The organism is Flavobacterium sp. YJ01, from assembly GCF_029320955.1.
In the GTDB taxonomy this organism is placed as follows: Bacteria; Bacteroidota; Bacteroidia; order Flavobacteriales; family Flavobacteriaceae; genus Flavobacterium.
The window spans coordinates 360,935-383,492 of record NZ_CP119757.1; the positions used below are offsets into that span (position 1 = coordinate 360,935).

Below are 22,558 nucleotides of genomic sequence, written 5' to 3' on the forward strand. Positions count from 1 at the left end.
CAGTTTCAATGCTTAGAAACTGGGAGATTTTTATTTAAGTAAGGTGTGAATTTGACAACAAAACAGATTTCAGATATAACATTTTAGAATTCAGGTATTTGTAAATTTGAAAAATCTTAAATACAAACGCCATGAAAAATCTACAAATAAATAAAAGCGAAAATAAAGTTGTGTGCAACAATCGTTTAAGCGTTTGTGCAGGAGATAATAACGAATTAATATTTCGTAAAACTTACGTAGGAGATTGGGGAGATTGGGATGAAAAACCAAATAATACATTCCAAGAACAGAACAATTATTTAGACGAAAATACAACTATTTCTACAGCTGTATAAATTGTAATACAAGCGAATTCTGTGTAATATCTTATTTAAAAAGCTATTACACTAGAACGCTTATGGTATTACTCAAATTTTCTTTGACGATAAAATCGAGAATAAATTCTCTTACTTCATTTTTTGCTTCGGTTTCGAAAGAGTTGATATGAAATTCTTCATCCTTATCACTGATGTGTATAATTTCGGTATATCCTTTAGTAATTAAACTGCCTTTCAACTTAATTAAATTAAATTGCTGTTTGCCATCTAATTCTTTACGAACCTGTAGTTTTATAGCTCTTCCCATATGCAAATTCTTTTAATTAATTAACTATCATTTAATTATAAATTTAAAACAATTAATCAATCAAAACTTTTTTTTAACACAGGTCACAACCCACTATTTATCAACACCTTATAAACATTTTATTCTTATTAAAAAGAGCTAAAAATGCTGTAAAATAAGGGCTTAGCAAATTACTTTCCAACAAACTGTTTATCACTCAACGTTTTCATAAAGGCAATTAGATTGTTTTTTTCCAACTCAGACAACGGAATTCTCTTACCATTATTCTTAAAAATCGGATCTAAATTATCTGCATCTAAAACTCCCTTATCAAAATAATCCAGAACTGATTTTAAATCAGAAAACTGTCCAAAACTACCATAAGGAGCTGTATATTCAATATTTCTCAAACTTGGAACACGAAAACTCATAAAATCTGAAGCAATTCCCGTAACGCGTCCGCGTCCAGCTTCGTTTGTATCTTTATTTAAAGGAAAGCCGATATTTCTAAAACTCTGATCCGTAAATAATTCTCCCGAATGACAACTGGCACATTTCTGCTGAAAGGTTTTATAGCCTTCTAATTCGCTTTCTGTAAAAGTTTCGCCTTCATTTCGTTTTACTTTATCATATTTACTGTTGGAAGAAATTAAAGTATATTCAAATTGCGCAATACTTTTATAGATTCTTTCTGGTGTAATTTCTCCATCGCCATAAGCTTTTCTAAATAAAACTTTATAATCCGAATCGTCCTTAATTTTACCGATAACTTCTAAAATGGAAGAATCCATTTCTTCATGCGTTATAATCGGAACTAACGGTTGGGTTTCCAATTGCAGTTTGCTTCCATCCCAATTGTAAAATTTTAGAAATAATAAATTCTGAAGCGATGGCGCATTACGAAGTCCTACTCTGCCCTGAATTCCAATTGCTTGCGGCTTATCATCAGAAAAAGCATTTGCCTGAATATGACAGCTTGCGCATGAAATCGTATTATCTGCACTGAATCTTTTATCAGAAAAAAGTTTTTCACCTAATTCTACACCGTATTGTGTTGGTTTATTCAAACTCGCAAAACTATTTATTTCTGGAAAACCCGATGGAATATTTAAAGCAATTTCAGGATTATCAATAGCAATCATGTCAGCATCGTCATTATTACAAGACGTTAATAATGAAAGCATTGATATAAAAACAAATATTTTTTTCATTTTAAATGAATTTTAAAAAGCCGTCTGATTTTATTCTCAGACGGCTCTGAAATATTTTAGTTTTCTACACTACTAACAGAAAACATTCCGCTAATATCGCTTGAACCATTTCCTCCTAAATTGTCCACAAATTTTACCATTTGTGCCGCAGTATGAACGTTCGGAGTTGCATTATCATTCATTCCTGTTCCTGTAGACAAAGTAATCGTGTTGATTTTTCCGCTCAATAATTTATCAAAATCAGCTTTAATTTTAATTTTTGGCGCTTTGCTTCCCACAATCGCATTTGTAGTTAAGTTCAACGTAATATCTCTATAGGCATTTACACCTTGTGTGTAGTTTGGAGCAGTTCCTTCAACCGTACTTCCGGTATGAATTGACATCGTTTTATTATCCGTATCATAAAATCCTTCTACTTTTGTAAAACGGTAGCCACTTCCCCATTCCCACATCATTTGCGTGTCGTTTGCCCCTGCAGCTGCATAGAAATTTGGAAAACGTACTTGATCTAGAGTGTTTTGTTCTGGTTTGATTCCCAACCCAAATTTAATCTGCTTGTAAGTGGCAGACGGAATATTGCTTAAAACGTAGCTCAAAGAAGATGTTTTAGATTGGTCAATTACAGTTGCGCCTTTGTCTAAATCATTTACGTTGTAAGGAACTTCAGTTCCATTATCTTTCACCAAACGAATATTACTGATCACGTATTTCAATTCTGAAAAATGATGAATTTGCCCAGCCGCCGAAGTATTTGCAGTTGCAGAAGTTGATGTTGCATTTCCAAGAACAATCGTGTTACTTTTAAATGTATTCGTAAATTCTAGCGTTACATTGTTCGCAACTGGATTATCATCATCACTTGAACATGATACGAAAGCCAATGCGGCAACTGATAATAATAGGTATTTTTTAAAATTTTGCATTTTGTGATATTTAAATTTTTGTATTTCTATTTTTTAAAATTGATGTATAACATTTTTTCAACACATAGAAACATAGATTTTATTTAAAATAATTAATAAATAAGATTTTAAAAAGAAACTAGTTTCTAACACATAGCTATGTTTGTTAATGCAAGTGAAACGCCTTTTTCCAAGCATTCAAACCTATGTTTCTATGTGTTAAATATTTTTCAACGTTTAGCAAAAAATAAAATAGGCGGCGGAACAAAAATTTCTAAATAAGGTTCAAAATGACCAAATTCTTTATAAATCAATACTTTATTATTTATCATTTTTAGAATGTGAACTGGAAAATCAAAATTCTGATTCTGAAGGATATCTATTTTTTTGAAAATACTATTTAACTCCAAATCGTTCTTTTCAGACTTTTCTAATTCTTTCTTTAAATGACATTTTCCATGGCATTGTAATTCTGGTTTAGCTTTATTTTCGCAGAATTCTTTTTCTATATCTTGCTGATTCAGTTTAAAGTGCACAACAATAAGTGCCTGTTGGAACGAAACCAACAAGAACAAAATCGTCATTGTGAAACTAAAAACTTTTTTCATTTTATAAAGTGAATTTTAAAGAAGTAAAAATGTTACGTCCCATTCTCGAAATATTTCCCCAATCGGCATAAGTGCTGTAATATTCATTTAATAAATTTTCTGCACCAACTTGAACCGTCGTTTTTACTTTATTGATTTTAAAAGAATAATCAGCAGAAAGATTCCAAATCGTATACGCCGAAGTTAAATCCTCCCCATATTCTGGACTGTAATTAATTTGTTCAAAATCGCCATTTACAGAAGTTTGGATTCCTAAATTTTTATGCATAAAATGTAGCGAAGTCTGGTAACTCAACGGACGTATAAAAGGTAAATTTCCACCTAAATTATCCATTCCGCGCGCATACATTAAGGTTCCTTTCCAATGCAAATGTTCTAAAATATCGTAACCTGCATTCACAGAAAAATTTAAAAGTGTCGCATAATCTAATGAAGTATAACCTTTTACACCAACCGATTGATAATTCATCGGACTTCCCATACTCAAAATTCTTCCAATAATATAATTCTGGATATAGAAATAATTTACTTTTCCTTGAAGACTGAATTTCTCGTTTTTAAAACCCGCGCTTGCATTTCCTTCGTATGAAATTTCATTTTTCAAATTTGGATCTCCGATATAATCGTAACGGTCAAAACTATTGTAAATGTAATATCCGTAACCTTCAGAAACAGAAGGCGCTCTGTGACCGTAACCCGCTCCAACAGAAAAATCAAACTGGTCAATATTTAATTGATAACCCGCATGAAGATTTGGTAAAAATCTCGTTTTTTCCTGTGGCGCTCCTGGATGAAAAATCCAGTTGAATTCTACATATTTTGAGTAATTGTAATTCACGCCCAAAGAACCGCCCAAATTCACCTGACTTTTATCTGAAATGTCCCAAGAATTATTCATCGAAAGTCCCGCGTAACGTGTTGTTACCCAAGGCCAGCTGTAGGCAAACATCGTTCTTTTGCTTCGATCTTGCGGATACATTCGCATTTCTGCAATAGACAAATTATCGTACGCATTCAATTGAATTTCAGCCGCATAATTATCTTTTTTCAAATTTGCTTTAGACACCAAACCATACGTAGTGCTCCAACCTGGCATATCCATATGAACCAGATTTTCAGGACGCGTCGTATCATCCATATAATGCTCAATGGCATTAAAATAGATTTTCGTATCAATCACTTTTACCAAACCATTTTCAAATAATTGTTTGTAAGCAGCCGAAGTTATCAGCGCTCTAGAAAGTGATAAATCCATTGGAAGCGCCGGAAAACCAACATCTTTAGCCATATCAAAAATCGCATCGACTCTTACGGCAGATAATTCGCTTGTTTTATACGCCAAACCAATCGAAGTATTGAACTTTTTATATTGTGAATGTTTTACTTCGTTATCATTTCCGTCATAATAATTGTCTGCTTTTCGGTACGAAATACTTCCGTCGGCTACAAATTTATTGCTTGAATAGGAGACATTTCCAAGATTGAAAAACTGTTTGTTGTTGAATTCGAATCCGCTTTGATAGGCTCCGTTCCATTTTCTTTGAGCGCTAAATGGTGTGCTTTTTCTTTTTAAATCAATACTTCCCGCAACAGTTGCGCCGTGAAGACTTCCTTCTTGCCCTGATTTGATATCAATTGCCGAAAGATTATTGCTTTCTACATAAGAAGTAATCGGATCCATTTTATCGGTACAAGCGCCAAAAACGTGCATTCCGTCAATTGTAACGGTCGAACGTTCTGTACTCATATTATTTAGCAAAGGTTCCCAAGCGTAAGCTCCGCGTTTTATAAAACTTATATTATCTGAAGAAGATAAAAATTCATCAACCGAAACCGCCATTTTCATTTCTGTTTCGATCTTCTTTTTAGTGGCGTTTTTTACTGTTACTTCTTCTAAATTTTTGATGCTGTCGTGATGCGCGTGCGGATTTTGAGCGTTAACAGACATTCCCAAAAAAAGCAGCATTATAATATATTTCATGTTTTTAGAATAAAGTATCAATATAAAGTTCACTTTTAACTCCTTCAATTCCAGGCGTAAAATCGGTTGGAACCACAGTTCCTTTTAAAATCAATCCGTTTTGATTCATCATAATTAAATTCAGCGTCCAATTTCCCGTCATCGTATAATTGACAACACCGTGATACAAACCATCGTTTTCTTGTACCAAATCTTTATTGTTTGGCGAAGAGTGATTTCCCATAGAAGGTTCGGGCATTCTTGGATCTAATTTTAAGGTAAAACCAGTTACTTCTGAATAAGAAAATTGACTCGGATCAGGAAAAGTTCCCGCAGAAGTCGTTGGTTTATTGTATTTGTAAATGCCCGCAACCAATTTGTTTTCAGAAACCGTTGGTTTTTGAGGAGAAACCAAAGCGATAAAATACTGCTCGCCGTCATTTCCTGTAAATGCCGTCATATTCAAGTTTTTATTGCTTTGTTTTTGAACAGAAATATCTTTATTGATATCATATTTCTGATTATCAGCAGTAAAACTCATATATAGTTTCCAACTTGCTGTAGTTGTGCTTTCGCCAGTAAAAACAGAATATCCAACATAATATTTATTTGTCGCATCGTAAGCTATTTTATATTCATGCGGGCAAGAACTTTTGCTTCCGTCTGCATTCGTAATTATTGGCAAAAAAGTTACAGCAGAAGTATTTAAAATTTGATTTGTTTGTGTATTCAAAACTTTGACATGAAGCTCATTATAACCTTTATAGAATGTCCCGTTTAAAGCGTCAATAGTAATTTTGTAATTACCGCTAGTAAGTGAAACTGCTTCTTTAAATTCATAAGATTCTGGAACTTGAGAACCAGTTTCTGCTTCGTAATCTGTTTTGTCAATGGTACAAGAAGTAATTGCAAAAAGTAATGCAAATACTAGAAAATTAAAAGATTTCATTTTGTAATGAATGTTTTTAAAACTGTTTAAATTGTAGCAGAATGCCATGAAGTTTCGAAAATCAAAACATGACAAATGCCGTGAACTTACAAGAATAAGATCAACAGTTTCGGCTATAAAGGAAAAATGTAAATAAAACTAACGCCGTAAATAAACGTAGCGAATTCTTGAAGTGAAAACACATTACATTTATATTGCATATAGCATTGAATTCATTGCAATGATTTCAAATAGGATACAAATTAAACTGGAAACTCTGATCTAAGCCAAACAGAGCGGTGGATGAAAAGTAAGATTAGAAGCCTTGATAGGTTTCTTTTCGAATAAAATTGAAGCATTTTCTTTTGATTCTACTAAAGAAATAACTGAAAATTTAACTTCAGGAGAATTTTGAACATATACCAATTCTAGTTTTTCTTTCAGACTATCTTGCTTTTTCTCGTTATCAGCATATTTTTTTATGCTCTTTTGAAGTTCGCATCGACCGTTACAAGAATTAAAAACTGATTTACGTTGCACACAAATAGTTTGCGCAATTTCTTTTTGATTTATTTTGAAGGAAGCATAAATGAACAAGCTGCCAAAAGATGGCGACAAGATTAAAATGGAAAGCACTATGATAAATAATCTTTTCAATTGCTTGAATTATGTTTCGGCAACAAAAGTACACACTATTTTGTATTTATTTTAACGAAATGCAATTTTTTATTTAATAAAAGATGTTTTTGTCTTATTTAATAACTGTGATTAATAAAACTATTTTAAAAATTGCAATAACGTTAAAATAATTACAGAAATCCAATTTAGAGCTTAAAACAAAAGAAAAATGCTAAACGTAATGTTTAGCATTTTTTTGTCATGTTTTTAATAAAAAGCAAAAATGATTTAATTGTATAATTGATCAAAAAGTTCTGGTGAAGCTTTTAAATATTTGTCTTTCCCAACTTCTTCATTCCATTTTTTGGTAATGAAATCGCTTAATTGCAATCTGGAATCAATTCCTTTAAAAGTTGGATTTACTTTCCATCTTGGTTTGTCTTTCCAATTAGCATTAATATAACTTATTGCTTTTACCGTTTTCGGATTATCGTTTATGGTTTTAAAAAACGGAACAAACCATTCTTCCCAAGCCATTTTTGCTTGTTCCGGATTCGAAAGTTTCATTTCTTTTGTCAAACCTGTATTTCCTTTCGGATCATTTTTCCAATCGGTTGACGTTGGCGCTGCTTCACAAATAAAAACAGGTTTATTTTTAGCTTTCGCGAAAGCAATCATATTTTCCTGCTTGTAATTATTAAAGAATGAAAAACCGCACCAATCAACATAATTGTCGCCAGGATACCATTTTTCAAGATCTTCTAAAGTGCTTTCAAACCCTTTTGACTGCCAGACATAAGCGACATTAGTCACGCCTTGTTCGTCCAATTTATCTTTAATATGTCTAAAAGCATTGATGTAAGCCACTCTTTCGTATCTATTCCAAGGTCCGTCAAATTCAAAACCAATTCGCAGAAAAACAGGACGTTTTCCTAAACTCTTAAAAAATTCCCCCATTTTTTTGATGTAAGAATCCAATTCGCCACTTGCAATTTTCTCTTCAGTATCAATTATCGCCAGACCAATTGCCAAAGCCGAGTTTTTAAAATCAGCATCATTTAATTGTAAAGACATATTCTCTGGCCCGTCTCCCCAATCTGCCGTTTCGTAAATTCCGTTTAAACCTGAGTATGTAAAGGAATGTCCATCAAATTCTTCTGTGACGCCTGGCATAATATCGGTATACATTGTAAATCCGCCAGGTGCGGGAAAATGGTCAAAATAACCGTTTTTATCTTTTTCCGTTCCGCCCAAAGCATCATTTTCTTGACCAATAAATAGAATTACTTCGCCATCTTTTGGCTCAAATTTGGCACGTTTAATTTCTATTAATTCCGCTATTTTCGGTGGATTCTGTTTACAGCTCAACATCAAAACAGAAAGTCCAATAATAAAATATCTTAATTTCATAAATCTAAAATCTAAAATCAACAATCTAAAATCTTATACTCAAACCAATCAAAATCGGCATGAACAGAATTCGTTGCCAAATCTTGACAACACAATCCGACCAAACATCCCGTAAAAGCTGGACGGTAACGTTCGCTTTCGTCACGAACATAATCATCTGACAAAATGCTCATATCTAGTTTTTCTCCGATTTTTTCAAAATGATTTCCATCCTTACTAAATAGAAATTGCAATTTATCATGGTTAATGGTTGCTCTCAGAAGTATTTCTTGAATTCCCGTCACGATAATAATTTCTTTTTGTTCAATTATTTTATAATTACAACAGCTAACAATAGAAAGAATCTTTTGATTTCCACTTTTCGTTATATGCAAATAATGATAATGTCCTGTATTATAATACAAAACCAAACCAGCTAAATGCTGAAACTTAGTCGGTTCAAAACGTATCGAAGCCGTAATTTCTGCTTTAAAATGCTGTAATCTTCTCGCTACCAACGCTTGCGTATGTGTAGACGTGAGAGATTCTTTTCCTTTTAATCTTAAAAATCCTGGACGTTCTGCCAAAGAAATCCATTCTTCTGATTGTGGGATTCTTAAGGTTTGAAAATCTATCGGCAATGTATCAGCATCAAAATGCTCTTTTTCAAGACTTTCGTCAAAAAAAACTTCTTGTAAGTTTGGAGAAGGAATTTCTAAACGAGGTAAATTGGAACCTGAATTCAAATATGGCCAATCGTTTTTCCAAACAATTTCTTCAATTGCGGTTTCTCTTCCTAAAATACATCTTCCCTGAACAGTTAGCGGTCGACTTACCAAAAATGCAACATACCAATCTCCATTTTGAGTTTCTACAAAAGAAGCGTGTCCCGCTTTTTGCAATTCATATTCTGGCGAATTTCTCGCTGTTAAAATCGGGTTTTCTGGATGATTTTCATAAGGTCCAGAAATGTTTCTAGAACGCATAACGGTTTCTGCATGACCATATTCTGTTCCGCCTTCGGCAAGAATTAAATAATAATAGCCGTTTCGTTTATATAAATGCGGACCTTCGGTAAAACCTAAATCAGTTCCTGACGTTAAATAGAAAATTTCTCCAACTAATTTTTGTACTTCTGTATCATATTCCTGAAGTTCGATTCCTCCAAAAAATTTTCCATTTCTGTGATCGACCAACATATTAATGTACCAAGTTTTTCCATCATTATCATGAAAAAAAGAACCGTCAAAACCCGCTGATGTCAAGTAAACTGGTTCGCTCCAATCTCCTAAAATATCATTTGTCGTTACAACATAATTTGGTGTGTCTTTCCAAACGCCGTCAAACGATTTTACATTCGTGTAAACCAAATAAAAAACACCATTTTTATAAGACAAACAAGGCGCCCAAACTCCGCAGGAATCGGGAACTCCTTTCATATCTAATTGAGAAATTCGATTGAGCGGATGCGCAACTACTTTCCAATTTTTAAGATCTTTTGAATGATGAATCTGCACGCCTGGAAACCATTCAAATGTGGATGTTGCGATGTAATAATCATCTCCAACTCTACAAATTGAAGGATCTGGATTGAAACCTTTTAAGATTGGGTTCTGAATCATATATCTTATTTTACGAAATCAATTTCTATTTGTTCTAATGATTTTCCTTTGGTTTCGGGCAAGATTTTATACAATATGAAGAAACCGATTAATGCAATTCCTCCAAAAATAGAGAAGGTAAATGCATTGCCTAAATTGGATAATTCCCAAGGAAAAACCTGCTGAACAATCCAGCTTACAAATCCGTTTACAAAACCGATTACGCCAATTGCCAAACCACGGTAACGATTTGGATATAATTCGGATAATAAAACCCACATTACTGGCCCAAGCGAAAAGGCAAAACAGGCAATAAATCCCATTACGCCAACCAAAACCAAAACAGCATTCATTTGAGTTGCCATTTCTAAAATTGTCCCTTCATTTTTAGCATAAATCTGATCCCCTAAAAGCGTTTTCATTTCGTTTTTAAATGCAATATCATTCTCGTAAATTTTACCTGCAATCGGTTTTAACTTTACTGCAATTGAATTTTCTAAAAGCGTTATTTTATCTAAAGTTAATTGATATTTTGCTTCTTTAAATCCGTACGCGCATAAAGCCATACTAATTGCAATTCCAGCAATACCAACTAATAATAAAGGACGACGTCCCATTTTATCAATTAAAAACATGGCTACAATCGTAAAAGCTACTGTTATAAAACTCAACAGAACTCCCGAAGAAAAAGATGCATCATTGCCAATTCCGGTTTGTTTAAAAATAGATGTTGCGTAAAAGTAAATTGCATTAATTCCGGTAATCTGCTGTAAAATTCCAATGACCAATCCGACCGTAAAAACGAATTTTAATGCGGGTTTAAAAAGGTCTTTTATTTTTAGTTTTTCCGTATTTTGATTGTCTTCTTTTAAACTTTCTAAAATAGTTTCAGTTTCTAATTTGGCTTTTTCTATTCCATGCATGGAAATCAAAACTTTTTTAGCTTCATCATCTCTTTTTTGGGTAAACAACCAACGCGGACTTTCTGGCACAAAAAACAAGAAAATATAATAGATAATAGACGGAATAATAACAATTCCGAGCATCCAACGCCAAACATTTGCTTCTGTTAGAAAACTTGTTTGCCCAGAAGTATACAGATAATTGATGTAATAATTGCTCAAAAAAGCAGCAAAAAATCCTAATACAATATTGAGTTGCTGAATGGAAACTAATTTTCCTCTGTTTTCTGCCAAAGAAACTTCTGCAATATAAGTTGGCGCAATTACCAAAGCAATTCCAAATGCGATTCCGCCAATCATACGGGCGATATAAAGCATTTCATAAGAAAAACTATAAGCAGACAAAACGATGGATAAAGCATATAAAAAAGCGGCAAGAATCAGTAATTTTTTTCTTCCGATTATATCGCTTAAACGTCCTGAAATCAGCATGGCAAACATTGCCGTAAAAGAAGGTGAACTTACCACCCAGCCTGTTTGAAAATCGTTCAGATTAAATTCGGGACCAACGTAAGACATGACTCCAGAAATAATTCCGGCATCAAAACCAAACAAAAATCCTCCTAAAGAAACTACAAAAGCGGCAAATATTGATTTTTTCATTTAAAATTACGGTTGTTACTATTTCATAAATTTGTTCTTATGAGAACTAAATCGTTTGAAATTTAGTTAAATTTTTAAAAAGTTGAGCTGTTTTTATCAAACAGCCCAACTCAGACTAACATGAAATTAACTATAAACTACTTGTGAGGTGAGAGTAATTCATCGAAATAATTTAAACACATAGAACCATAGTTTTTTAAAACTTATGAAAAGACTGTAGAAAGAAACTAGTTTCTAACACATAGTTCACGCAGTGACTTGCGGAGATTCCTCGTTCCTCGGAATGACAAGATTATGCAGACTATGTTCATTTAAACAAGTGAAACGCCTTTTACAGAGATTCAAATTCTATGATTCTATGTGTTGAAATAAACTACACTCAACGAATTACTTCCTAATATCCTGGATTTTGAATTAAAACGGTCGCTCCCACTTGCTGAATTTCTGATGCTGGAATTGGCAATAATTCGTCTCTTCCCACAACAAAAACTTTTCCAACCGCTTCGAGAGCAGCTTTAGCATCGCTCCAGCGCACTAAATCGGTATATCTGTCCCAACCTTCTGTTGCCAATTCTCTTCTTCTTTCATCTTTAACCCCTTGCAAAGTGTAAGCTGGAATTTTCGGATTTCCTGCTCCGTAAGCTCTTTCGGTTACTAATTTATAAGAACTTGCTCCGCTTAAAACGCCTGTTCCGCCCATTAATGTGGCTTCAGCATGCATTAAAAGCACATCTGCATAACGAATGATTTTTTCATTTAATGGAGAGTCCGCATAATTTTGCAAACCGTCTTGAACTGCAGGCGGAATCCAATATTTGTACATACTTGCTTTAGATTTGAAAGCTGCCGTTCCAGTTGGCCAGAAATAATTGTAAGTATCGGTTCCAAAAACCCACTGTCCTTCTGTAGCAAAATTGATTGAGCCGTCTGGATTGGTACTGCAATTACAAGAAATAGCGCCTCTTCCGCCTCTTACAATTGTTTGTGGTGTTATAAAAGTGTATTCTTTTCTTCGGTCAGAATTATCATAAAAATCAATCAATTCTTGCCTTGGAACACTATTTCCGACAGCGCTGTTTCCAACCGAACTATTAAACAAAAATCCGAACATTTGATGTGTTGAAGAACCTTGATTTGAGTAACTCTGCCCGCCTTCAAAATTATTGTATAAAGAACCGCTGATGTAACCAATTTCAAAAATCGATTCTTTTCCATATTCATTATTCAAATCCCAATTGTCTTCAAATTTTTCTTCTAACGAATAACCTAATTTCATTACTTCTTCGCAATATTTAACGGTTTCATTATAATCTTTCTGATATAAATTGGCTTTCGCTAAAAAAGCATAAGCCGCGCCTTTTGTTGCTCTTCCTTTTTTTGCCGCAACCGTTGGTAAAGTCTGAGCTGCATCTAATAAATCTTTTTCAATCTGCACATAAACTTCTGCGGCTGTAGCTTTTGGCTTTTTAAAATTATAAGAAGCATCTTTTATATATTCTGTAATTAAAGGAACGCCTCCAAAATGTTTCACTAATTCGAAATAAGCGAATCCACGTAAAAATTTGGCTTGCGCAATAAGCTGATTTTTAAAAGCTTCATCTTTTATTTTTTCAGTTTCTGTAATTATTCCAATTGCCGTATTGGCTCTCGAAATCATCGTGTACCATTTTTTCCACATTCCTTCCACGCTCGGATTATTTGGCGCAATCGGGTTTTTATCAAAAGCCTGACCAGCAACCCAAAACGTTGCCCATTGCGAAACCACATTGTCTGCTCTCATATCCTGAAACATAACTGGATACATATGTCTTGTCGCGGCACCATCTACTTGCCAACGCAACGGATCGTAAGCTGCATTTACCAAAGCTTCAAAATCTGAATCGGTTTGAATGGCATCTGCTGTTAACTGAGTTGTTGGTTCTATGGTTAAGAAATCTTCAGAACAGCTGTTGAGCATCAATAACATCGAAAATGCTAAAATGCTATCTTTTATATATTTAATTTTCATAACGAAATTTTTATTTTAGAATTAAAACTTAGCTTGTACGCCCATTAAAATCGTACGGGCTTGCGGATAAAATCCTCTATCGATTCCCATATCTAAAGAATTGCTTGCGCCAGATTCTCCAATTTCAGGATCTGTTCCGTCGTATTTCGTACTTACCCATAAATTCTGGCCCGTTACATAAATTCTGAATTTGTCGATTTTAAACTTATCCACTAAACTTGATGGAAGACTGTAACCTAAAGTCACCGTTTTTAGTTTTAAAAATGAACCATCTTTTACATAGAAATCTGAAACCTGAGAATCGGTCAAACCAAAACCTAAACTATTTTTTAAGCCATTTGTAGAATAAGAATCTTTTCTGTTCGAATAACCTGCATCAGTTCTGATTGTGGCATCGTAAATATCATTTCCTTCTGATCCGTATAAAAAGGCATTGAAATCGAAGTTTTTATAAGCTGCTCCTAAATTAACTCCATAAGTAAAATCAGGCAGAGCGCTTCCTATATAGGTTTTATCTGCTGTTGTAATTCCTGGAACGCCATCGTTGTCTTTATAAACTAAATTCCCCGCAGCATCAATAGATTCAACTTGGTAACCATAAAATCCTGCAATAGAATGTCCTTCTGTAGTCAACGTAATGGGATCATTGAAAACAAAAGTTCCTGTTCCGCCTGTTAATGGCTGTCCGTTGTTTCCTAAACTAGTTACTTTGTTTTTGTTTTGCGCAAGGTTTGCTGCAATATCCCAAGAAAATCCGTTTTCGTATTTTTTTCTGTAGGAAAGCAATAATTCAAAACCTTTGTTTTCCATATCAGCAATATTCGTTGCAGGCGCTGGATATCCTGAAAATAAAGGAACACCAATTGGAATCAGCATATCGCTTGTTTTTTTAATGTAATAATCAAATGTCAATCCGAATGAATTATTGAAAGCGTTGATGTCTAAACCAAAATTTGTTTGGGCAACTTCTTCCCATTTTACATCTGGATTTGGCAAAAATGCAGGCGTTAAACCAGAAACATTTTCGCCACCGAAATTAGTTCCAGAACCTGAATTCAGCACCGCAGAATATTGAAACGGATTGATATTATCACTTCCATTTATACCCCAACTTGCACGAAGTTTTAGTAGATTAATAAATTTTGAATTGTTTAAGAAACCTTCTTCAGAAATTACCCATCCTCCAGAAACAGAAGGAAAAATTCCCGTTCTATTATTAGATCCAAAGTTTGATGAAGAATCGGCTCTCAGCGTTCCAGAAAGTAAATATTTATGAGCATAATCGTAATTTACTTTTCCATAATATCCAACCAAAGCCGTATCAAAAGCATAAGGAACAGCAGAAGTTATTCCCGACGGATTTCGGATTGTTGCAAAATTGGTTGATTTGAAATCATTCGTAAAAAAGCCAACTCCGTTTCTTGAACTGGTTTCGAAAGTGGTTTGATAAACCGACATTCCAACCAAAACATCTAAATTATGATTGCCTAAATTGGAGAATTTATACGATCCATTTCCATCAAATTGCGTCATTTTGTTAGAATAAAGCGTTTCTCTCAAAGTCGCATTCGTGTTGACATATCCTTGATCGGAGAAATCAAAAGTAGGTGTAAATTGTTTGTCGAATGTGTTGTCTTTGTAATGAAAATACGTTCCTGTAATTTTAAAATCGTTCGTAACTTTCCAAGTTCCTTTAATATTCGCCGAAGTAATATCTGAAACCGATTTATTATTGGTTATTATCAAAGCCAAAAACGGATTGGCAACCGCGCCAACTGTTGGCAAAGAAACACCGTTTACCACAACACCTTGCTGATTTCCCATTCCAAATGGCACAGATCTGTCATTTGAAGCAAAAGCGGGATAAATCGCTGGAATAGAATTCACGAAATTCATAATCGAAATTCCCGTTCCCGATTGATTTTCAAAAAGATAATCCCTTTCTACATCCACCAAATTCAAACCTACGTTGATATTAAATTTTGAAGTAATATCAGTTTCAAAATTCAGTTTTATATTTTTTCTAGTGTATTGCGATTTTCCTTCGTTACCGCCAACCATACCTTTCTGGTCGAAAAGTTCGCCTGAAATGTTATACGAATAATTCTCTCCACCGCCTGAAATAGAACTGCTTAAACTAGAAACTGGAGTGGTTTCAAACAGTTCTCCATAACAATCTGTGTTTGGTAATTTTGCAATTTCAGCAGGTGTCAAAACGTTTCCATTTCCTGGATTTTTGGTTCTAAAATCATTCAAATAAGAAACGTAAGCGTTTTTATCCATCAAATCTGGTTTATTTCCAAGCGATTGAAAACCAGTATAAGTATCAATTGTAATGGTTGGTTTTGCAGAACCGCGTCTTCCTGTTTTGGTTTCTACCAAAATAACTCCATTTCCACCGCGCGCACCATAAATTGCTGCAGAAGCTGCGTCTTTCAAGATATTCATGCTTTTAATATCATCAGGGTTTACAAAGTTCAAATTAGGAACCTGCTGTCCGTCAACCAAATACAGAGGTGCTGAAGCTCCAACCGAAGCCGCTCCTCTCAATCGAACTGTTAAAGGCGCTCCCGGCGATCCTGAAGTCTGAACCACAGTAACTCCAGGCGATGTTCCCTGCAAAGCCGCTTCTGGACGACTCACAGCTAATTCTGTAATCTGCGCCGCATTTACTACTCCAACTGCCGTAGAAACTGCTTTTTTGTTTTGAGTTTGTCCGTACCCTACAACGACAACCTGATCTAAAGTATTCATACTTTCGATCATCGTAATCGTAACCGACTGATTTCTTTTAACTGTAACTTCTTGTGTTTCGTATCCTAAATAATTTACGACTAAAGTTCCTGTTTCTGAAGTTAAAGCAATCGAAAACTTCCCATCAAAATCTGTAGTTGTTCCGACATTACTGCCTTTAACTTTTAAATCTACGCCAGGCAAAGGACCTGTATTTGATGTCACAATTCCTGAGACATTTTGAGAAAATGCATTTGCCGTAATCAATAGAAAAACGGAAAACACCATCTTAAATAAATAATTTTTCATAAATGCTGGTTTTTAATTTTGGATTTTTCTGGTCTTTTTTTTGTTAATAGTTCAAATATATAGACGTGAAATAGGAATAATTTAATTTTTAACGTGGTTGAACTTAGAATCAAAAAAATCTCAACTCTTAAAAAATCGATTTCAAAATTGTGAAGAAGCAGCAAATACAAGGCTTCCAAAGTGATTGGAAATTTTGCCAAAATTTTACTTAAAGGTTTAAGTAAATTTTTATCAAAAAATTAAAAAACAAAGAAATTAACTACAATTTTATACAAAGGAAAAAATTTTATGAAAACCAAAACACTATTCATAAAACAAGATAATTTATATTGTATATTCGTTAAATTAAAACCCAAAATACTGTTGATTTCTATTATCAAAGAGTCCCAAAAATGAATAAGAAAATTACTTTGAAACAGATCGCAAAAGAGTTTAATACTTCTATTGCAACGGTATCTAAAGCCCTGAATGACAGCCATGACATTAGCACAGCTACAAAAAATAAGATTAAAAATTACGCAGAACTTCATAATTACAAACCCAACAGCATTGCGTTAAGTTTACTCAATAAAAAAACCAAAACAATTGGCGTAATTATGCCAACTATTCTGAATCATTTTTTTGTTCAGATTTTTAACGGAATGGAACAAGCGGCTAATGAAAAAGGTTATAATTTGATTACGATTATTTCGAATGGAAAACTCGAAAAAGAAATCACCTCAATCAATCTTTTAGAAAATGGAATTATCGACGGTTTGCTGATTTCTTTATGTGAAGAAGCACAATCTAAACATCACATTTCTCATATTGAAAATTTCATCAAAAATGCTGGTCCGGTTGTTATGTTCGATCGCGTTTTTGAATCTTTAGATACAGATAAAATTATTGTGGACGATTTTAATTGTTCCTATAAAGCGACAGAACATTTGATAAAAACCGGTTGTAAAAACATCGCCATTGTAACTGTTTTAGATTATTTAGGAATTGTAAAACTGAGAATCGACGGCTATTTGAAAGCGCATGAAGATTATAATATTCCTGTAAATAAAAAACTGATTTCGCTCATTAAAAAGGAATATGATTTTGAAACCGAAATAAAAACCATGTTAGATTATCAAAAAGTAGATGGAATTATCGGTTTAGAAGAATATTCTACAGTCGAATCGATGACAATTGCACAAAATAGAGGCTATAAAATTCCTGAAGATATTTCGATTATCGGATTTACAAACAGCGAAATGTTTAAATATTGCAAACCATCAATATCTTGCATTAGTCAACATGGTGTTTTCATGGGACAGATTGCAGTACAAAAAGTAATTGAACGTATTGAAAATGAAGAGCTAAACCAACCAGAATTTGAGACTAAAATCATAAAAGCGAGTCTTATCGAACGTGATTCGACTAAGAAAATTACATTTTAGTATCCATAAAGAAGTTGCATAATTTCAATCTTTCTCTTATAATTTTAGCCAAATTATATAAACAATATTCCATATTTTATGACTAAATTGGTGGTATGGAAAAAAATCCAGATGTACTTATTATTGGTGGCGGTCTTGCTGGTTTGGCAAGCGCTATTCATTTGTCTAGAGCTGGATTGAAAGTCACGCTTTTAGAAAAAAACAATTACCCAAAACATAAAGTTTGTGGCGAATATATCTCAAACGAAATTTTACCTTATCTAAACTGGCTTGGCGCAAATGTTTCTGTTCTCGATCCGTCTAAAATTACCAATTTCGAATTTACAGCTCAAAACGGCAAAAGCGCCGAAACTAAACTTCCTTTAGGCGGATTTGGAATCAGCCGTTACGCGTTAGATCATTTTTTATTTGAAAATGCCATTAAAAACGGCTGCATTATTATTAATGAAAATGTCACGGAAGTTTCTTTTGAAAATGATGTTTTTACTGTAGAAACTTCAGAACAACGTTTTTTAGCAAAAATAGTTTTGGGCGCTTACGGAAAACGTTCTAATATCGATCAGCAATTAGCTCGAGAATTTATGAATAAAAAATCACCTTGGCTTGCTGTAAAAGGTCATTATTATGGAGATTTTAATTCTAATTTGGTCGCGATTCATAATTTTGATGGCGGTTATTGCGGTGTTTCTACTGTCGAAAATAATATTGTAAATATTTGTTATCTGGCAGATTATGAGACTTTCAAAAATTATAAAAATATAGAAGACTATCAAAAAGAAGTTCTTTATAAAAATAAAAATCTTAAAACTGTTTTTGAAAACAGCACTCCCCTTTTTGATAAACCTTTAACTATTAGCCAAATTTCATTTGATAAAAAACTGCCTGTAGAAAATCATATTTTAATGATTGGAGACACTGCAGGACTTATTCACCCGATGTGCGGCAACGGAATGGCAATGGCAATTCACAGCGCAAAAATAGCATCCGAATTAATAACTGATTTTTACAACGGAAATATTGTTTCGCGCGATGCATTAGAAAAAAAATATGCTATAGAATGGAAAAAGCAATTTAGTAAGCGTCTTTTTTTCGGAAGAATTTTAGCTAAAGCTTTAACGTACAAAAAATTTACTTCTTTCTTAACTACTATAGCAGCATCATTTCCAGCTTTACTTTCAACCATAATCAAACAAACGCACGGAAATCCCGTAACTATAAATTAAATGGCAATAAATACGCAATATAGAACTGAAGAACCTGAAATAATGGACGATTTTTCGCTAGAAGGCGAAGAACTCACTGTTGCGCTTGATAAAATTGCCGCAATTAACCGATTATTAGGCGGTAATAAACTGACTTTGCATGGTATTAAACAGCTTTTAAAAAAAACAGAGAATTCTAAAACCATTACGATTGCTGATATTGGCTGCGGAAATGGCGATATGTTGAGAATGCTTTCAAAATATGGTAAAAAAGAAGATCTTAATTTCAGATTAATTGGCATTGATGCAAATGCTTTTACAATAAATTATGCTAGAGAACTTTCTAAAGAATTCAAAAATATTGATTATTTGTGTTTGGATATTTTTAGTAAAGAATTCCATGAATTAAAATATGATATTGCACTGTGTACCTTGACCTTGCATCATTTTTCAAATCAAGAAATTGAAAATATTCTCGATTTGCTTCATCAAAATTCTTCAATCGGAATTGTCGTAAATGATCTTCATCGCAGTAAATTGGCGTACCGACTTTTTGAAGGAATTTGCTATGTTTTCAATCTCAATAAAATGTCAAAAAATGACGGTTTGGTTTCTATCTTAAGAGGATTTAAAAAGAGTGAATTGATACATTTTTCTAAAAAATTAAATTTAAATAACTATTCCATCAACTGGAAATGGGCATTTCGTTACCAGTGGATAATTTCTAAAATATGAGTGTAAAGATAATTACAGCTGTGAAACAGCTTCCGCAATATTCCCGTTCAACCGAAGATATTCTTCCGCTTGTAGATGTTTGGCTGGAAGGACAAGAAGAACGTTTTATCAAAAAAGTAAAGAAAATTTTTGAAGGCGCGTCGGTAGACAAACGCTATTCGATTATGGAACCTTCGGAAGTTTTTACTGCTACTTCTTTTGAAGAAAAAAATGATATTTACAGCAGAGAAATGATTGTTTTAGGACATCAGGTTTTGGAGAAAGCGCTTGAGAAAGCCAATTGGGATCCGCAAAGTCTTGATTATATTATCACAGTAAGCTGCACCGGAATTATGATTCCCTCTTTAGATGCGTATCTCATCAATAAAATGAAATTGCGTCAAGATATTGTGCGCCTTCCCGTTACTGAAATGGGTTGTGCAGCAGGTATTTCTGGAATTATTTATGCGAAAAACTTCCTGAAATCAAATCCTGGAAAACGCGCGGCAGTAATTGCAGTTGAATCGCCAACAGCTACTTTTCAATTAAATGATTTTTCTATGCCAAATATTGTGAGTGCTGCTATTTTTGGAGACGGAGCCTCTTGTTGCTTATTATCTTCTGATGAAAAAGACGAAGGCCCAGAAATTCTAGACGAACAAATGTATCATTTTTATGATGCCGAACATATGATGGGTTTTAAACTCACGAATGGCGGACTGCAAATGGTTTTGGATATTGAAGTTCCAGATACGATTGCCTCTCATTTTGGCGACATTATTCATCCTTTTTTAAGTAAAAATAATCTGGAAATTAAAGATGTTGATCATATGATTTTTCATCCCGGAGGAAAAAAAATTGTAAATACGGTTGAAGAACTTTTTTCGGGTTTAAATAAAAATATAGACGATACTAAAGAAATTCTGAAACAATATGGAAATATGTCTAGTGCGACGGTTTTGTATGTTTTAGAAAGCATTATGGATCGAAAACCAAAAAAGGGAGAAAAAGGCTTAATGCTAAGTTTTGGACCTGGATTTTCAGCACAACGCGTTTTATTACAATGGTAATTTTAGAATTATGGAATTAAACGACATTATAAAACAGCTTCCGTATAGCGAGCCTTTTTTGTTTGTAGATGAATTATTGTCTGCGGATGAAAACGGTATTACAGGAACGTATACTTTTAACGAAAATCTTGATTTTTATAAAGGTCATTTTAAAAATAATCCCGTTACTCCTGGCGTTATCTTAACAGAAACAATGGCGCAAATCGGAATGGTTTGTTTGGGGATTTTTCTATTAAATAATGACTTACAAAGCGACACTGTAATTGCTTTTACATCAGCCGATATGGAATTTTTAAAACCTGTTTATCCGAATGAAAAAGTAACGGTAACTTCAGAGAAACTATTTTTCCGTTTTGGAAAACTAAAATGCAGTGCGGTAATGAAAAATGAAGCTGGACAAGAAGTTTGCAGAGGAATTTTAGCTGGAATGATAACCAAAAGATTATGAAAAAACGAGTCGTAATAACTGGACTTGGCGTCGCTGCACCAAATGGCGTCGGAATTTCTGCGTTTACAAATGCCATTAAAAATGGAATTTCAGGAATTCGTTTCGATGCGCAATTAGCAGAATTGCAGTTTTCTTGCCAAATTGCTGGTCAGCCGCAGATTTCAGACGAACTTAAATCAGAATATTTTACTGAGTTAGAACTTCGTGGATTTAACAGCACAGGAATTCTATATGGCGTAATTGCAGGATTAGAAGCTTGGAAAAATGCAGGTTTACCCATAAACGAAACTACAGATTGGGATAGCGGAACCATCTTCGGATCTGGAACTTCTGGAATTGAAAAATTTCGCGAAAGCATTTATAAAATTGACGATTTACAAACTCGAAGATTAGGAAGCACGGTTGTTGCACAAACCATGAACAGTGGCGTGAGTGCTTATTTAGGCGGAAAAATTGGACTTGGAAATCAGGTTACTACAAACTCATCGGCTTGCACAACGGGAACCGAAGCTATTTTAATGGCGTACGATCGCATACAATCTGGGCAGGCAAAACGAATTTTGGCAGGAAGCACTTCAGACAGCGGTCCGTATATTTGGGCGGGTTTTGATGCGCTTCGCGTTTGTTCTTCCAAATACAATGAAAATCCCGAAGAAGGTTCAAGACCAATGAGCGCAACAGCTTGCGGTTTTGTTCCGGGAAGTGGCGCAGGTGCTTTGGTTATTGAAGATTTAGAAAGCGCTTTAGCACGAAATGCTGTAATTTATGCCGAAATATTAGGCGGGAACGTCAATTCTGGAGGACAACGCGACGGCGGAAGTATGACTGCTCCAAATAGCATTGCTGTTCAAAAATGCATTAAGGATGCCGTTTTGAATGCGAATATCAATCCAAACGAAATTGATGCCATAAACGGGCATCTTACCGCAACTACAAAAGACAGTCTGGAAATTGAAAATTGGACAAAAGCTTTAGAACGGAATGGCGCTGATTTTCCATACATCAATTCTTTAAAAAGCTTAACTGGACATTGTTTAAGCGCCTCAGGAAGTATAGAAAGTGTCGCTTCTGTTTTACAGCTTCAAGAAGGTTTTTTATTCGGAAATCTAAATTCTTCTGATCTTCATCCCGAAATTGCAGCACTTATTGATTCATCAAAAGTGCTTCAGAAAACAATACATAACAATCCAAAAATAATCGCAAAAGCCAGTTTTGGTTTTGGCGATGTAAATGCCTGTATATTATTTAAAAAATTCGAAAAATAA

Annotated in this window: 19 protein-coding genes; 7 read left to right on the forward strand and 12 right to left on the reverse strand. The window is 34.0% G+C overall.

What is annotated here, in order from left to right:
* The first annotated feature begins 131 nt into the window (after positions 1-131).
* Positions 132-335, forward strand: a complete 204-nt coding sequence (locus tag P0R33_RS01665) for a hypothetical protein (RefSeq protein WP_276173862.1) — start codon at positions 132-134, stop codon at positions 333-335.
* A 46-nt stretch (positions 336-381) separates the two neighbouring features.
* Here P0R33_RS01665 and P0R33_RS01670 read toward each other — a convergent pair whose 3' ends face one another.
* The 12 genes from P0R33_RS01670 to P0R33_RS01725 form a co-directional block, all read right to left on the reverse strand.
* Positions 382-624 (reverse strand): hypothetical protein, encoded by a 243-nt coding sequence (locus P0R33_RS01670; RefSeq protein ID WP_276173863.1) that lies wholly within the window; start codon positions 622-624, stop codon positions 382-384.
* Between the two features lie 170 nt (positions 625-794).
* Entirely contained in the window at positions 795-1,814 is a 1,020-nt protein-coding gene (locus P0R33_RS01675; RefSeq protein WP_276173864.1) for a cytochrome c peroxidase, read from the reverse strand.
* Positions 1,815-1,870: 56 nt separating this feature from the next.
* Positions 1,871-2,737 (reverse strand): MbnP family protein, encoded by an 867-nt coding sequence (locus P0R33_RS01680; protein WP_276173866.1) that lies wholly within the window; start codon positions 2,735-2,737, stop codon positions 1,871-1,873.
* A 209-nt stretch (positions 2,738-2,946) separates the two neighbouring features.
* A complete protein-coding gene (locus P0R33_RS01685) occupies positions 2,947-3,324 on the reverse strand; it encodes a hypothetical protein (RefSeq protein ID WP_276173867.1) in 378 nt (125 codons plus the stop codon).
* Position 3,325: 1 nt separating this feature from the next.
* Positions 3,326-5,305, reverse strand: a complete 1,980-nt coding sequence (locus P0R33_RS01690; protein WP_276173869.1) for a TonB-dependent receptor — start codon at positions 5,303-5,305, stop codon at positions 3,326-3,328.
* 4 nt (positions 5,306-5,309) lie between these two features.
* Complete coding sequence (locus P0R33_RS01695) at positions 5,310-6,233, reverse strand: hypothetical protein (RefSeq protein ID WP_276173870.1); 924 nt, start codon at positions 6,231-6,233, stop codon at positions 5,310-5,312.
* A 261-nt stretch (positions 6,234-6,494) separates the two neighbouring features.
* Positions 6,495-6,869, reverse strand: coding sequence for a hypothetical protein (locus P0R33_RS01700; protein WP_276173871.1), 375 nt, complete (start codon positions 6,867-6,869; stop codon positions 6,495-6,497).
* 249 nt (positions 6,870-7,118) lie between these two features.
* Positions 7,119-8,240 (reverse strand): glycosyl hydrolase, encoded by a 1,122-nt coding sequence (locus tag P0R33_RS01705; RefSeq protein ID WP_276173873.1) that lies wholly within the window; start codon positions 8,238-8,240, stop codon positions 7,119-7,121.
* A 17-nt stretch (positions 8,241-8,257) separates the two neighbouring features.
* Positions 8,258-9,841 (reverse strand): glycoside hydrolase family 43 protein, encoded by a 1,584-nt coding sequence (locus P0R33_RS01710; protein WP_276173875.1) that lies wholly within the window; start codon positions 9,839-9,841, stop codon positions 8,258-8,260.
* A 5-nt stretch (positions 9,842-9,846) separates the two neighbouring features.
* Entirely contained in the window at positions 9,847-11,385 is a 1,539-nt protein-coding gene (locus P0R33_RS01715; RefSeq protein WP_276173876.1) for a sugar porter family MFS transporter, read from the reverse strand.
* A gap of 394 nt (positions 11,386-11,779) precedes the next feature.
* A complete protein-coding gene (locus tag P0R33_RS01720; RefSeq protein ID WP_276173878.1) occupies positions 11,780-13,393 on the reverse strand; it encodes a RagB/SusD family nutrient uptake outer membrane protein in 1,614 nt (537 codons plus the stop codon).
* Between the two features lie 21 nt (positions 13,394-13,414).
* Positions 13,415-16,435, reverse strand: coding sequence for a SusC/RagA family TonB-linked outer membrane protein (locus P0R33_RS01725; protein ID WP_276173880.1), 3,021 nt, complete (start codon positions 16,433-16,435; stop codon positions 13,415-13,417).
* Between the two features lie 392 nt (positions 16,436-16,827).
* Here P0R33_RS01725 and P0R33_RS01730 point away from each other — a divergent pair, with 392 nt between their 5' ends.
* From P0R33_RS01730 to P0R33_RS01755, 6 genes are all read left to right on the forward strand, one after another.
* Positions 16,828-17,859, forward strand: coding sequence for a LacI family DNA-binding transcriptional regulator (locus P0R33_RS01730; RefSeq protein WP_276173881.1), 1,032 nt, complete (start codon positions 16,828-16,830; stop codon positions 17,857-17,859).
* 95 nt (positions 17,860-17,954) lie between these two features.
* On the forward strand, positions 17,955-19,082 hold the full coding sequence (locus P0R33_RS01735; protein ID WP_276173883.1) for an NAD(P)/FAD-dependent oxidoreductase: 1,128 nt from the start codon (positions 17,955-17,957) through the stop codon (positions 19,080-19,082).
* A complete protein-coding gene (locus P0R33_RS01740) occupies positions 19,083-19,796 on the forward strand; it encodes a methyltransferase domain-containing protein (RefSeq protein ID WP_276173885.1) in 714 nt (237 codons plus the stop codon).
* Positions 19,793-20,845 (forward strand): type III polyketide synthase, encoded by a 1,053-nt coding sequence (locus tag P0R33_RS01745; RefSeq protein WP_276173887.1) that lies wholly within the window; start codon positions 19,793-19,795, stop codon positions 20,843-20,845. Before P0R33_RS01740 ends, P0R33_RS01745 begins: the two co-directional genes overlap by 4 nt.
* Before the next feature lie 10 nt (positions 20,846-20,855).
* Positions 20,856-21,293, forward strand: a complete 438-nt coding sequence (locus P0R33_RS01750) for a 3-hydroxyacyl-ACP dehydratase FabZ family protein (RefSeq protein WP_276173889.1) — start codon at positions 20,856-20,858, stop codon at positions 21,291-21,293.
* Positions 21,290-22,558 carry a beta-ketoacyl-[acyl-carrier-protein] synthase family protein gene (locus tag P0R33_RS01755; RefSeq protein WP_276173891.1) on the forward strand — a complete coding sequence of 423 codons (1,269 nt, stop codon included), beginning with the start codon at positions 21,290-21,292 and terminating at the stop codon, positions 22,556-22,558. The genes P0R33_RS01750 and P0R33_RS01755 overlap by 4 nt, the downstream gene beginning before the upstream one ends.